Source organism: Kordiimonas lipolytica (assembly GCF_001550065.1).
In genome coordinates, this window is sequence record NZ_LRUB01000008.1 from 1 (window position 1) to 13,272 (window position 13,272).

The following is a 13,272-nucleotide window of genomic DNA, read 5'->3' on the forward strand; positions in this document are numbered from 1 at the left end:
CTTATACATTGAGAGGCACGAAGATTTGTTATGATCTTCGTGCCTCTTTGATTTTGAACAGGGGGTGGCCACCCCCTGTTCAAGGTGCGGAATGTGGTTGAGCCCACTCGGGGCAAGACCTTTTACGGTCGTAAAAAAGCATAACCCTTCCGCACCACAGAGGCTTCGTCGAACCGCTGAGTGAGCTTTTACGCTCGTGTATAAGAAAGACAAAGCCAATGACTTATACCACGCGATCCATTGGGATCGACATATCAAAATCATCCTTTGACGTTTGCCTGCTGCCAGAAGGCGAAGCAGACACATTTACCAATAATACATCCGGCATTGCCAAATTCCTTTCGTGGGTTGCTGACAGGGAAGACATTGAACGGCTGATCCTGGAGCCTACAGGTGGCTATGAACGCATGGTCACAGATGCCTTGCTTGCAGCCGGGTTGCCGGTTGCCAAAGTTAATGCCCGATATATCCGTCAGTTTGCCCGGGCCAGTGGGCAATTGGCCAAAACCGACAAGGTGGATGCCTTTGTGCTAGCCGACTATGGCAGGCGCATGGAAACACGCCTTCTTGAACAACCTTCTGAACAGCAGCAGGAACTCTCAGACCTCGTAGTCCGATACAAACAGCTGTCCCACATGATTGTCCAGGAAAAGAACCGCCGGGAAAAGCTGCTGAACAAGGCAAGAGACTGGATCGAAGAGGCTCTGAATTTCCTGCTGGAACAGCGTCAAGCCGTTGTGGAAGCGATGGAGGAATGCCTGGAACAGGATGCAGCACTCAAGGCCAGGGCCAAAGTGTTGACTTCAATAAAGGGCATTGGATTGCGGACCGCCTGCTTCCTGCTGGCAGGCCTGCCGGAACTGGGTCATCTCGACAAAGGACAAATCGCCAAGCTCGTTGGTCTAGCCCCAATCAACCGGGATAGTGGTCTAATGCGCGGCAGGCGGACAATTACAGGAGGACGGAAACATGTGCGCGATGCTTTATATGTGGCGACACTCCCCGCCATTCGCTTCGATCCGGAAATGAAAGCTTTCTATCAACGCCTCAGGGAAAACGGGAAGCCCGGTAAAGTCGCTCTCATTGCAGTCACTAGAAAAATCCTCATTCGCGCAAACGCAAAAATGAGGGATCACTATGCAGCCGCGCTTGACACATAACACCGCTGCTTTTGTTTTATAGCGGTGCCCACACTGCCGGCAGGCGCGCCTATTCCCTGGCGGCACAGGATAGAGCAAGCTCATGGCCCACAAGAAGGGCAGCAGCCAGATTGTGGTATAGCGCGCAACATCTTCTGACCCGCATTTGGGGCAGGCATCAATACTGTCTTCTGTGGCCTTTGCAGGTGCATTTTCCGCCCGCACATCCGCCAGCAACTGCTGCGCTTCCGCGAATTCTTCATCAGGCACCATGACCCGAAGGCCAAGCCCTGCCATCAGGTGCGGCATGGCTGTCAACGTATTGAAGTTGTCGATAAAGGCTGGAAAGCCTGCCTGCTCCAAGAGCGCCTTGATCACCAGCGCCTCGGAATAATCGGCTGTCTCATAAAGAATTTTCATACGCGTTCCCCATCGGGAGAAGCTTATTACAGGCGCGCGGCGGCGGCAAAAAGAAAAGGCCGCAGCTCGGGAAATCGCTGCGGCCCTGGTAATTCGCCGTCGTGACCGGTTCTAGGCAAACCGGAGCTTATGGCTTGCCTAGCAAGTCTTCATATTCGAGCCAACGCCGGTGGCATCGCACTGTTTGCGAACCGCTCTATATTGGCGCTGAGCCGAAATAACGATTGGTTCATGGTCGGTTTTGGCAGTGTAAGGGCAAACCTTGGGGTTGCGCTCAAACGCATCGGTCGCCTGTTCGGCATTGGATGCACTGCGACGCGTGACGACAAAATCAACCACAAGGTCATAGGTGCCTGCAGGCGCGGAGCCGGCTTCCACCGTCATGCCGCGTGCGCCATATTTGGCTTCACGTGCATAGGTCTTGTGGCCCTTGGCGCCCAGAACCTTCACGCCATACACATCGCCCTCATCATTTAGTTTATACTGAAGGTGCACACAGCCGGACTTGCCAGCACGCGCTGCCCACTTGCCGATTTCGGCATCAAATTCTGTAATCTTTGGTCCCTGAGATACTGTTGTTTCCCCGAAAGCTGCGCCACAAAACAGGCTTGCAGCCAATACTGTCGTTATAGTTCTTTTCATACATCCCCCGTTTGGATTGAATTGAGTACAAGCCTTGAGACAACCCAGAGCCCCTGCCCCTCAACTTTTTTTCAATAACTTAGGTTAGAAAAAGAGGAGAATGTGATTAGCGACTATTTATCAATAGCTTAGTAAAGAAAAAAAATTAGCCCATAAGGGATAGGCCACCCGTGCGAGGGGCTTCGCGAAAAGCCTTTACCAGATAGGGCATGGCCCCGTGCAGGTATGTCAGGAAAGGCCAGACTACAATATGCAAGTGGCTGCCGCGCGGGATTTCAATGGCGGCAACCAGCAGCAGAAGAAGGAAAGGCGACGCCAACAAAAGCGCACCGCCCCGCGCCCTGCCCTTCAGGCCCAGATAGATAAAGGTCGGCTTACGGGCAAGGAAGGCAATCAGAATAGGGATGACATAGGCTGTCACAACCCAGACCACAAAAACAATCCCGGCATAATAGGCGAGGTCCATCAGGCTTGGCGGGTTCAGGAACCAGTCGTTGGCGGCGCAGATCACCAGCACCCAGCTGGGGGTAGATACACCAGCCAGCCCGACAAGGAACCGGCTGATGGCCCGCAGCCGCTTCCAGCCTTCCGCCTCAATCATGCGTTCATGGTGGCACACCCACATAAGCGCAAAGCACAGGATCTGCATGCTGAATGTCAGTTCCCACCACCAGCGCGACTGCAGCAGCGAGAAGGCATCACCATCGGAAAAGAAATAGAAGGCCATCATGATGGAAAGGTTGGTGCCGACGAGCATCAGTGCCACGGCTCCTGCCATGGCTCGTTGATCATACACTTCACGCCCGAAAAGCTTCATTTTTCCCCTTGGCTTCCCCTTTTCGGCACCGCTCCTTTGCGCGCCGATGCCCACATGATTGGGGAAAAGGCTTACCATTTCCCTAAGTTTTGTGCGGAAGCCGCTAAACTTCTTCTGCGGGAACCCGGGGGGTGCGGAAAGATGCAGCAAGATAGGGCACCGCCCCCTGCAGGTAAAACAGGAACGGGGCGTAAATATAGTGCTGATAGCCGCCGCGCATCGCCTCAACCACTGAGATTAGGATCGCCAGCATAAGCGGGCTGATGCCAAGAAGAGCAACATGCCAGCGCCCCAGCATCAGGAACCAGGGCAGAACAAGCCGTCGCCTGCCAAAGCTTTCAACGCCCCACAACATGAGCCACGCCAACGCCCAAAGGGAAAGACACACAAAAATCGTGACATTCATTGTCTCAAGCGTCGGGCCGGTTTTGAACCAACCGAACAAAATACCGGCAAGCGCGATCCAGACCGGCAGCAATATCGCCAGAAGCCCAAACAGAAGCTGCAACAGGCTGACAGCACAGCGCCAACCGCTGGATGCTTTGACTTTATCGATATGGGTAAACCAGATGAACGCAGCGCACAGGATCTGGGAATTGAGGACAATTTCCCACCACCAGCGTGACGTCGTGAGCCCTCCTGCCTCGCCAAGACCTTCGATATAGTCGCTGGCAAGCATCGACAGCACAATACCGACGATAACCATCGCCGCCGCCCCGAGTAGCGCTCTGTTGCCTACAAACCTCATTTTCAGTACCTGGCTGAACTTCGTTTCAACCCAAAGATAGCGCTAAAAGTTAAGAAAATTCTTTATCACCGATATTTATATGTCGCTGTCGCGGGGCGAAGCGTGACGCGCCTTGCGGAAATATGGCAGCGCCCCCTGCAGATAAAGAAGGACTGGCACCAATGTGCTGAGGCTGCTTTCCTGGCGCCACCAGACAAGAGCAGCCACCATGAGAGCGGCAAGGGTGGGCCAGAAGGCCTGAACCCAGACGACCGGCCTGAACTTCATGGCTGGGGCATTGCCTTGCTTCTGATTTGAGCGCACCATCAACCAAACCAAAATCGGCACAATGAAATTGCCCACGGCCCAAAGCGCAATACCCCCCAGCACCAGGAGATACACCTGCGACGGCGTCGGGCCTTCGCGGAACCAGTCATTATAGGCGGCGATCAGCATGATACCCACAGGATAGGAAACGGAGATCACGCCGGTCACGAAATGCGTGATGGCCCGAAGCCGCCACCAGCCCTGGGCATACAGAATGCGGTTATGGTGGCTGAACCACATGAAGGCCAAGCACAAAATCTGGAGGTTAAGGACAATTTCCCACCACCAGCGGGATACAAGCGCCCCTTCACCAAAGATGTCAGGCAACAGATAGAAGGCCATCATGATGGACAGAATGGCGCCGATGATCATCATCGCCAATCCGCCCATCAGGGCCCTGCTATCGTGGATCGTCCCGAACATGGTCAAGCCGCGGCTTGTCAGCAGGTATTACTGCTGCTTTACCGTGCGGCCGTCCTTCATCACAAAGTCAACGTCCAGAAGTTCCTTGATGTCCTCAAGCGGGCTGCCGTCGGTGGCAATGATGTCTGCAATCTTGCCTGCCTCGATGGTGCCGAGGCTGTCTGACATATCAATGAGGTCCGCCGCATTGACGGTGGCAGACTTCAGGATGTCCATTGCGGTCATGCCCGCTTCGAACATCAGCACCGCTTCCTGGGCGTTGGTGCCATGCTTGGACACACCACTGTCGGTACCGAAGGCGATTTTCACGCCGCCCTTATAGGACCGCTGGAAATTTTCGATCATGTCGCCGCCCACCCGGATGGCTTTCGCCTTGATGTCCGTTGACATGAAGTTGCTGGTTTTGGCCATATTCACAACCGTGTCGCCCGCCAGAAGCGTTGGCACCAGATAGGCGCCGCTTTTCTTGAACAGGCGGATTGATTCAGCATCGGCGTAAGAGCCATGCTCAATGCTGTCCACGCCTGCCCGAAGCGCCGCGTTGATGCCTTCCGCTGCGTGCGCGTGGGCCGCCACCTTGCGGCCAAGGCCGTGGGCGGTGTCCATGATGATCTTGAGTTCATCGTCTGTCATCTGCTGGCCGGTACCGGTGTTGGTGTCTGAAAGCACACCGCCCGTGGCTGTGATCTTGATAACATCCGCGCCGAATTTCACAGCGTAGCGCACAGCGCGCAGACAGTCGTCAGCACCGTCACAGATGGTCTTGGACGTGAATTTCTCCAGCAGTTCATGACGCAGGCCGTCCACATCACCGTGGCCGCCGGTTGCTGCAACACTGCTGCCTGCCGCAACAATACGTGGGCCATCAACCCAGCCGTTCGCCGTGGCTTTCCGAAGCGCGAAAACAGACTGTGGGTCCGACCCCAGGTCACGGACTGTGGTGAAGCCCGCCTGAAGCGTGCGCTCGGCATACATCACGCTGCGCATGGCTGTGTCTTCTGCAGACATCTGCAGGCCTTCCCGGAACTGGTCAGGGCCCAATTCGCCCTGGATATGCACATGCATATCCATCAGGCCCGGCATAACGAAGCTGTCCTTGAGGTCCACAAGTGTGGCGTCTTCGCCAAAATCAGCGGCCGCTACGAAGCCGTCGCGCACTTCCTTGATGCGGCCGTCCTCAATCACCACGGTCTGGTTCTTGGTTGGTGCCTTGCCCGGCACAGCCAGAAGCTCGCCCGCATGAATTACCTTGATATCTGCGGCCCATGTGGCTGCAGTTGAAATGAAGGCTGCTCCCAGCCCCAGTGCCAGCATACCGGCTTTCCTTGACGACACGCGCATGGCTGTCCCTCCCAGTTTTTATTGATTGATGCCATTAATTGGCGGGCAGTCTTGCACACCAACCGCAAATGTCAATTCACTGGATTAAGATAAGATTAAAGCGGGAGAAATTAGCGCGACGCCATAACCGGCACATCCTGAAGGTCTGTGATTTCCAGCTCCTTCAGATACATGAGCACGCGGCCCATGTCTGTCTGCATTTCGGCCCGTACGGGCACAAGATAGCCGCCTTCGCCTTGTGGCATCACCCAGAACTTCGGTGGCACGTCCTCATCCTCGCCGTTCTTTTCGGCTTTCCGGCGGCGCTTCTCGCGTTCCTTTTCCAGCTTCTTCTTTTCTTTCTCCGTCAGGATGCGCTTGCCCGCCACCAGTTCGCCGCCCACGGTGCATTCATGCGCCGCACCGGCATAATCCGTGTGGCGGCTGTCGTCGATTTCCACGGGTTCTGGTCCGCAACTAACCTGCCATTCAAACACGCTGGAGCCATCAAACACCTGAATGGCGAAAGGTTCAGCCGTCTGGGCCTCGGTGATACGGGCGCGCAGAAGCGCAATCGCAAGCGACGCCGGATCAGGCCCGCGCCTGAGGTCCGCAGGCACTTCCTCGCGCGGGTATTTCTCCAGCCACTTTTCCGGCCAGTCCTGCTCGATTTCCTTCAGCATGCCGTCGGGGGCGAACCTGAGCGTACGAGTATAATCTTCGCCATCCCAGCGCCCGGCGGACACATATTCGCGCGGCAGGATATCGCCGTCCACCAGCATGCCGGTTGAGCGAAGCTCGCTGCGGCCGTTGGCGAACAGTTTGGCGAGCCCCCGCATACGGAAATCAATCGCCAGGTCATAAGTCTCTGGCGCAAGGTCTGCGCGGGCTTCCACGGTTGAAACCAGAAGGCCCTTCCAGATGAAGTCATAGGTGGCTTCGATCCGTTCGGCGGCCAAAGCTGCCCCGCTGCCAGACAAGGCCAGCACCACACCCAGAAATGCACCTGTTCGTTTGATCATGCCACTCACTTCCCAAATTCCCACCAGCAAGAGTGCTGCAAAATTGATAAGACTGCAACAGGTGGATAGTTTAGCAGGAATGCGGCGATATCACGGCCCCCATGCGGCGATCTTCAGCGCGTGCCGATATCGGCCCCATCCGCACTGTCCATCGTAAGTTTGCTCAGGTAAAGCCCCACCACGCCTTTCTCTGAAGGCACCTGGGCGCGCACAGGCATCAGGCGGTCGCCGTCCCCCATGGCCATCAGCCATACCTTTGGCGTGACGTCATCAAGGTCCACTGTCTGGCGCCGACCGCGCGGACCGCGTTTCACCAGCTTTTTCTTCTTCTCTTCCTTCAGAAGCTTGCCGGCCACGGTCGTGGTCTCCAGCGCGCATTCATACGCCTGGCCCGCAATCGGCGAATGCTTGGACCGCTTCAGCGCCACAGGCTTGGCCGCGCAGCCAAGCTGCCAGTCAACCACTGCTTCGCCGTCAAAGCTGCGGAGGAGGATCGGCTGGTCCATCGCTTCAGCGCGGAAATTGATCGGATTCTGCATCAGCGATACAAAAAGGGACGCCGGGTCCGGCCCGGTCTTCAACTCCACCGGCACAGCCTCGCGGGCGTTTTTCTCCAGCCAGTCTTCGGGGCGCTTGGTCTCATAAGCGGCCAGATGGCCATCCGCACCGTAGCGCAGTTTTTGTGAAAAAGCGTCGCCATCCCAATAGCCGTCAGCATCCAAGGATTCGGTCTGTACTCCGCCATCCGGCAACAATTGCCCGGAAATCTCGAACGTACCGTGCCCGCCGGTCGCCATTTTCAAGAGACCGTGGGTCTTGATATTGATGCCCAGGAAATATCGGCTGCCATCAAGTTCCGTCACAGTTTCCGCCGTGGAGACGTGAAAACCCTTCCAGATCAAGTCGTAAGTGGCCTCGATCCGCTCGGGCGCGGCAAGAGTGGGGGTGGCAAAGCCACTGAGAAGGCTGAAGGCGGTAAGGGACAGCAAAAAGCGCATGGTACGATCCTCGTAACAAGTGTGCTCCCTTACCGACTTCTATATTCAAGAATAAGGCCAAAAATTTGGTTAAGGCCTGACGAAAATCTGTCCTTACCCCCAAACGAGCGGCAGAAGGATGGCTGTCGCAAGGCCGTTCACCGTCATGGCGAAGGCCGCCGCCGCACCCATGGTGTCTGACCGCCGCACCGCTTCGGCGGTGCCGATGGCGTGCCCGGCGGTGCCAAGCGCAAGGCCGGTGGCCACATCATCGTCCACCCCAAGCGCACGCAAAAGCCACGGCCCCACAAGGGCGGCAAAAAGCCCGGTAACCACCACCACGGCCGCCGCGATTGAGGCCACGCCGCCAATGCTGCCCACCACCGTAACCGCAAGCGGTGTCGTGATGGATTTGGTGCTCAGGCTGGCGACAAGCTCTGGTGGGGCCTGCAGGATAATCGCAGGCGCAAGCGCGCTCAAAACCCCGGCCACAGACCCACCCGCGACAGCTGCAAGCACCGCGTGCTTGTTGGCTTTCACCGCGCCCCAGCTGCGGTATAGCGGCACGGCAAGGCCCACAACCGCCGCCGCCAGCAACAGGCCAAACCCGTTCGTGGCGGCCTGATAGGCCGGAAGGTCAGCACCCAACAGGCTGAACCAGCCGATCAGCACCACGGACGGCAAGAGGATAGGATGGGCGTAGGCCCGGTGCCCCAGCCGCTCATAAAGCCGGTCTGCAATCAGGAACAAGGCGATGGTCAAGGCCGGCCAGATAATCACTGCGCCCCCTCCCGGCGCGCCAATGCGCGGTACAGGAACGCCGATACCACTAGCCCGATGAGCGTGCTCACGCTGACGGCAAGCAACAGCATCAGCGGCGCAGACAGCACCAAGTCCTTGTGGGCAAGAAGCGCAACGATGGGCGGAACGAACAAAAGCGGGAAGATGCGGATCAGCGCCCGTGAGCCCGCTTCAATGATTGGCGGCACCCCGCGCCTGAGCACAAGGAAGGCCGTAAGCGCCAACAGCCCCAGAATGGGCGCAGGCAGCGGCAGCGACAGCGCGCGCACCACCAACGTCGCACCATATAGGAGCGCCACCAATATCGCCACACCAACAAGGGACCGGACCACAATTCCTCCCGCACACTTTCCGCAGAAATGAAGAACGGGATAAACCCTAGGGCTTATCCCGCTCCGGTCAATCCTGTTATTGGCTTCAGCCTGCTGGCCTTAGCCCGCGCGAACGCGTGCGAGGAAGCTGTCTGTATGGTCGCTCAGCGTGCCCGCAAGCGCCTCAAGCTGCTCGATCGCCGCCAGCACGCTTTCCGCCGCCTCTTCCGATGACCGCGCGCTGCCTTCCACCGACTGGGCGTCCTCTGCCGCCGTGCGCGTCCCTTCAGACGCCTGACGGACAGAATTGGCGATATCGTGGGTGGCTGCGTCCTGCTCTTCCACGGCGGCGGCAATCGCGCTGGAGCCGTGGTTGATGGACTTGATCACATCCGCAATCGCCTGCATGGCGGCAACGGCGCCTTCGGTGGCTTCCTGCACGGCGCCGATGCGCTCGTGAATGCCCTCTGCCGCCTGCGCCGACTGGCCGGCCAGGTTCTTCACTTCGGTCGCCACAACGGCAAAGCCCTTGCCTACCTCGCCCGCACGCGCGGCCTCGATGGTGGCATTGAGCGCGAGGAGGTTGGTCTGCTCTGCGATCTCGGTAATCAGCTGCACGACGCCGCCGATTTCCTGGGCGCGTTCAGACAACAGCGCGATCTGGCTGGACACAGCTTCGGATTTCTCCACCGCTTCGCCGGTCAGTCGGGTGGATTGGTCCACCTGCTGGGCGATTTCACTGGTGGAGGACGAAAGCTCCGTCGCGGCACCGGAAACCGATTCCACATTGTTGGACGCATCCATAGTGGCGTTCGCAATACGGGCCGCGCGGTCCATGCCGGACCGGGCCTGCGCCTGCATATGCGCCGCAGTGCCCTTGATGGAAACAGACATTTCAGCCACTTCGCGCACGATCTCCTGCACGCTGCCTTCAAATTCCTGCGCCAACTCCTGCAGCATCACACGTTTTTCTTCAGCCTGCCTTGCTTCTTGCTCAGCCTGGTCGGCGCGGAGCCGGTCTGCCTCTTCCTTGGCGGCCAGCGCCTCGGCTGCGGCGGCCTTGGCTTCCTCGGCTGCGGCGTTTGCGCGGTCTCCCGCCTCACGGGCCTTTTCGGTTTCCGCCACCGCCAGCGCGTGCTGGTCATGCACCTGCACAAACAGGTTCTGCACCTGGGTGGTGACCCAGAAAAGCCCGGCTGACAGCACAAGGAAGGCCACAACCTCGAACCCTGCTTCAAAGATCGTGCTGTCTGGCCCCATAACCATTTCTGGGGCCACAAGCGTCCCGATGATGAAATAGAGCGAGGTGGTCAGCGATGCCGTTGCCAGCGTGCGCCAACAGAAGGTGGACGACAGGAGCGCGATCACGGTGGCGAAATAGATGGTGACATCTTTCTGCCAAGGGTGGCCTTCATAAAGCGCGACCAGCGCGCCGGATGTCAGCACCATGGAAACCGCCAGCACCATCCGCCCTACCCTGGGCGGCGACGCAAGCTTGACGGCCGCCGTCGAAAGTGCGGCAAGGCCCGCGATAACGCCGGTGATCAGCCACATGTCTTCGCTGCCGGACCACCAGCCATGCACGATTGCCGCAGGCACGTGCGCCCACAAAAAAAGCACAAGAATCTGCACGACCCTGGCACGCATGCCGTCAAGGCCTTCGAAAGTGTCGTTCATCACTATACCCCCAAATACATATGGTTGGTTCAAACCTGACGGCACCATAGTCAAGCGCCTGTAAATGAAGCGTAAACCGGCGTCGCATTTTCAGCGACAGATTGACGCACCCGATGATCCCTATCTGGACATCCATTCTTGCCTGATCGGCCTTGACGCATCGCGCCGCGGCACCATTTCAGATGCATTAAGGGAGGCTATATATGTTCAAGATTTTTTACGAAGACATTGACGTTGGTCAAAAAGAGGCGTTCGGCGCCTATGAAGTGACCCGCGAGGAAGTCATCGACTTTGCCTCCAAATATGACCCCCAGCCCTTCCATCTGGATGAAGAGTTCGCCAAACAGTCTGTCTTCGGGGCGCTGTGCGCCAGTGGCTGGCACACCTGTGCGATGATGATGCGCATGATGGTGGACCATATGATGGATAAGGGCTTCGCCGGCCTCGGCAGCCCCGGCATCGACGGCATCGAATGGAAGAAGCCGGTGTTCCCAGGCGATGTGCTTTCAATGGAAGGCGAAGTAACGGCCAAGCGCGAAAGCGCCTCCCGCCCCAATTTGGGGCTGGTGAAATCCACTTATCTGATCAAGAACCAGAAAGGTGAGGTAGTGATGACGCTCAAAAGCAATGTGATGGTCGCCAAAAGGGGTTAGAGGCGGCCTTCACCAGCGCCCTAACCCAACATCTCAGCTCTATTTGCGCTTTAGCTTCGCATTTGCACCAGCTTCATTGGCCTTTTTAGCCTCGTCCCGGGCTCGTCGCTGTGCCGCGGTCCATTTTGGCTTTTTCTTGGCCCCTTTAGCCTTCTTGGCCTTCGGCTTGCTATCCGCTTTTTTCACCGCACTTGGTTTTTTAACACCGTCCGGTGCAGCCGTGGCGTTTTTCGCCTCCTTGATAGGAGGCTTGTCCTCGCTGTAAGTCGGCTTTGAACGGGGCTTGCCGTCCCCCTCGGGCATGATGCGCCGCTCCTTCCGGTCACCACGCCTGCCTTCAGGCGCCCCTGCCGCGCCGTGCTTGTCGAAGGCTCTTTTTTCCCGAACCGGTTTTCTGCTGCGGCTGCTTTCGGCTTCAGGCACAGGGCCGCGGAGCTTGTCGACAGTGATAGTCTTCTCCAGTTTGCGGCTGGGGCCAAGGGCCTCAAAAAACTTATCGGCAACATCGGGGGCGAGCTCGACATGCGTTTCATTTTCATGAATGCGGATCGAGCCAATTTCCTTTTTGGTGATGTGGCCATGCCGGCAAAGGGTTGGCAGGATCCAGCGCGGTTCGGCGTTATGTTTGCGCCCAACCGACAAAGACACCCAAACCCCATCACTGAAGTCCTGACGGTTCTTTTGTGGGCGCTCTGCCCTGTCTCTGCCTTTCGACCTGTCCCGGCCATAGTCACCTATAGGACCGGCATCCGACAGCTCTTCCGGCGCAGGTTGACCCGCCTGCTGCAAACGAACCAAGGCAGCGGCGATCTGTTCCACGCTATGATGGTCAAGAAGCTCCTGGACATGAGGGCGTTCCTCATCGGTCACAGCTTCAGTAAGTACCGGATCATTCAGGAAACGCTCGCGGTCGCGGACGGCGATTTCCTCAATCGTTGGCGGCTTGGCCCACGCCGCATCAATCTGGGCGTTGCTGAGCAGTCGCTCTGTGCGTCTGCGTGCCGGATAGGGAACCATCAGGACACAGACACCTTTTCGCCCTGCCCGGCCCGTCCGCCCGCTTCGGTGCAGCAATATTTCCTTGTTCTTCGGGATATCCGCATGGATCACCAGCTCAAGCCCCGGCAGGTCAATCCCGCGGGCAGCAACATCGGTGGCAACACAGACGCGCGCGCGCCCATCCCGCATCGCCTGCAGGGCGTGGCTGCGTTCGTTCTGACTCAGTTCACCCGACAAGGCCACAACCGAAAAGCCACGGTTATTGAGGCGGCTCGTCATATGGTTCACTTCAGCACGCGTGCTGCAAAAGATGATGGTGTTCGGCGCTTCGAAATAACGGATCACATTGATGATGCCGTTTTCTTTGTCATTGGGTGCCAGCATCAGGGCGCGATATTCGATGTCCTGGTGCTGCTTCGTATCGCTTTTGGTTTCAATGCGGATGGCATCGCGCTGATAGCGTTTGGCAAGCCCCATAATCGATTTCGGCACGGTCGCAGAGAACAAAAGCGTCCGGCGGTGATCCGGCGCTGTATCCAGCATATATTCCAGATCATCCCGAAAACCGAGATCAAGCATTTCGTCAGCTTCATCAAGAACAACAGCACGCAGCGCTGTCATATCAAGCGAGCCCCGTTCAATATGGTCGCGCAACCGGCCGGGTGTGCCAACCACAATGTGCGCGCCCCGGTCCAGACTGCGGCGCTCCGTGCGCATATCCATCCCGCCAACACAGGTGGCAATGGTTGCCCCAGCCAGTTCATAGAGCCATTCAAGCTCGCGCTTCACTTGAAGGGCAAGCTCACGCGTGGGCGCGATCACGAGCGCCAGTGGCGCGTGTGCCTGGGTGAGCTTTTCAGCCCCCTCAAGAATATCGGGCGCAAGGGCAAGGCCGAAAGCAACTGTTTTGCCAGACCCCGTTTGTGCAGAAACGAGAGCGTCAGCGCCAACAAGGCCCGGGGCCAGCATTTCTTTCTGCACGGGTGTGAGAGAAGTATAGCCGCGTTTTGTTAACGC

The 13,272-nt window shown here is 57.8% G+C and carries 13 protein-coding genes and 1 pseudogene; 2 read left to right on the forward strand and 12 right to left on the reverse strand.

Translation table 11 applies throughout. The features are described from left to right. Positions 1-218 precede the first annotated feature (218 nt). On the forward strand, positions 219-1,160 hold the full coding sequence (locus KORM41_RS04475; protein ID WP_082719706.1) for an IS110 family RNA-guided transposase: 942 nt from the start codon (positions 219-221) through the stop codon (positions 1,158-1,160). Positions 1,161-1,373: 213 nt separating this feature from the next. Here KORM41_RS04475 and KORM41_RS22470 read toward each other — a convergent pair. From KORM41_RS22470 to KORM41_RS04525, 11 genes and pseudogenes are all read right to left on the reverse strand, one after another. Beyond that, a pseudogene (locus KORM41_RS22470) lies at positions 1,374-1,559 on the reverse strand (putative signal transducing protein); the annotation flags it as partial. A 138-nt stretch (positions 1,560-1,697) separates the two neighbouring features. Then, entirely contained in the window at positions 1,698-2,201 is a 504-nt protein-coding gene (locus KORM41_RS04480; RefSeq protein WP_156431895.1) for an energy transducer TonB family protein, read from the reverse strand. A gap of 145 nt (positions 2,202-2,346) precedes the next feature. Beyond that, positions 2,347-3,018 (reverse strand): hypothetical protein, encoded by a 672-nt coding sequence (locus tag KORM41_RS04485; protein WP_156431896.1) that lies wholly within the window; start codon positions 3,016-3,018, stop codon positions 2,347-2,349. A 103-nt stretch (positions 3,019-3,121) separates the two neighbouring features. Beyond that, positions 3,122-3,724, reverse strand: a complete 603-nt coding sequence (locus KORM41_RS04490; protein WP_068145192.1) for a hypothetical protein — start codon at positions 3,722-3,724, stop codon at positions 3,122-3,124. 117 nt (positions 3,725-3,841) lie between these two features. Continuing rightward, positions 3,842-4,495 (reverse strand): hypothetical protein, encoded by a 654-nt coding sequence (locus KORM41_RS04495; protein WP_156431897.1) that lies wholly within the window; start codon positions 4,493-4,495, stop codon positions 3,842-3,844. Between the two features lie 27 nt (positions 4,496-4,522). Then, positions 4,523-5,836, reverse strand: coding sequence for a metal-dependent hydrolase family protein (locus tag KORM41_RS04500; RefSeq protein ID WP_068145197.1), 1,314 nt, complete (start codon positions 5,834-5,836; stop codon positions 4,523-4,525). Positions 5,837-5,946: 110 nt separating this feature from the next. After that, a complete protein-coding gene (locus KORM41_RS04505) occupies positions 5,947-6,837 on the reverse strand; it encodes a DUF3108 domain-containing protein (protein WP_068145200.1) in 891 nt (296 codons plus the stop codon). Between the two features lie 113 nt (positions 6,838-6,950). Next, entirely contained in the window at positions 6,951-7,835 is an 885-nt protein-coding gene (locus tag KORM41_RS04510) for a DUF3108 domain-containing protein (RefSeq protein ID WP_068145201.1), read from the reverse strand. A 93-nt stretch (positions 7,836-7,928) separates the two neighbouring features. Next, positions 7,929-8,594: an LrgB family protein gene (locus tag KORM41_RS04515; protein WP_068145204.1), complete on the reverse strand. Its 666-nt coding sequence runs from the start codon at positions 8,592-8,594 to the stop codon at positions 7,929-7,931. Next, the gene (locus KORM41_RS04520; protein ID WP_068145208.1) at positions 8,591-8,947 is read right to left on the reverse strand and encodes a CidA/LrgA family protein; all 357 of its coding nucleotides are present in this window, start codon (positions 8,945-8,947) and stop codon (positions 8,591-8,593) included. Before KORM41_RS04520 ends, KORM41_RS04515 begins: the two co-directional genes overlap by 4 nt. A gap of 99 nt (positions 8,948-9,046) precedes the next feature. Continuing rightward, entirely contained in the window at positions 9,047-10,603 is a 1,557-nt protein-coding gene (locus KORM41_RS04525; RefSeq protein WP_068145212.1) for a methyl-accepting chemotaxis protein, read from the reverse strand. A 203-nt stretch (positions 10,604-10,806) separates the two neighbouring features. Between KORM41_RS04525 and KORM41_RS04530 the strand changes: the two genes are divergently transcribed. Beyond that, positions 10,807-11,256, forward strand: coding sequence for a MaoC family dehydratase (locus KORM41_RS04530; protein WP_068145214.1), 450 nt, complete (start codon positions 10,807-10,809; stop codon positions 11,254-11,256). Positions 11,257-11,295: 39 nt separating this feature from the next. On the opposite strand, the gene KORM41_RS04535 is transcribed toward KORM41_RS04530, so the two are convergent. Next, on the reverse strand, positions 11,296-13,272 hold a 1,977-nt coding region (locus KORM41_RS04535), incomplete at its 5' end, for a DEAD/DEAH box helicase (protein WP_082719755.1).

What these genes read in the sequence shown, in the direction of transcription:
- KORM41_RS04530 (WP_068145214.1), top strand. Translation starts at nt 10,807, where the DNA reads ATGTTCAAGATTTTTTACGAAGACATTGACGTTGGTCAAAAAGAGGCG.
- KORM41_RS04495 (WP_156431897.1), bottom strand. Translation starts at nt 4,495, where the DNA reads ATGTTCGGGACGATCCACGATAGCAGGGCCCTGATGGGCGGATTGGCG.
- KORM41_RS04485 (WP_156431896.1), bottom strand. Translation starts at nt 3,018, where the DNA reads ATGAAGCTTTTCGGGCGTGAAGTGTATGATCAACGAGCCATGGCAGGA.
- KORM41_RS04475 (WP_082719706.1), top strand. Translation starts at nt 219, where the DNA reads ATGACTTATACCACGCGATCCATTGGGATCGACATATCAAAATCATCC.
- KORM41_RS04480 (WP_156431895.1), bottom strand. Translation starts at nt 2,201, where the DNA reads ATGAAAAGAACTATAACGACAGTATTGGCTGCAAGCCTGTTTTGTGGC.
- KORM41_RS04510 (WP_068145201.1), bottom strand. Translation starts at nt 7,835, where the DNA reads ATGCGCTTTTTGCTGTCCCTTACCGCCTTCAGCCTTCTCAGTGGCTTT.
- KORM41_RS04490 (WP_068145192.1), bottom strand. Translation starts at nt 3,724, where the DNA reads ATGGTTATCGTCGGTATTGTGCTGTCGATGCTTGCCAGCGACTATATC.
- KORM41_RS04525 (WP_068145212.1), bottom strand. Translation starts at nt 10,603, where the DNA reads ATGAACGACACTTTCGAAGGCCTTGACGGCATGCGTGCCAGGGTCGTG.
- KORM41_RS04505 (WP_068145200.1), bottom strand. Translation starts at nt 6,837, where the DNA reads ATGATCAAACGAACAGGTGCATTTCTGGGTGTGGTGCTGGCCTTGTCT.
- KORM41_RS04500 (WP_068145197.1), bottom strand. Translation starts at nt 5,836, where the DNA reads ATGCGCGTGTCGTCAAGGAAAGCCGGTATGCTGGCACTGGGGCTGGGA.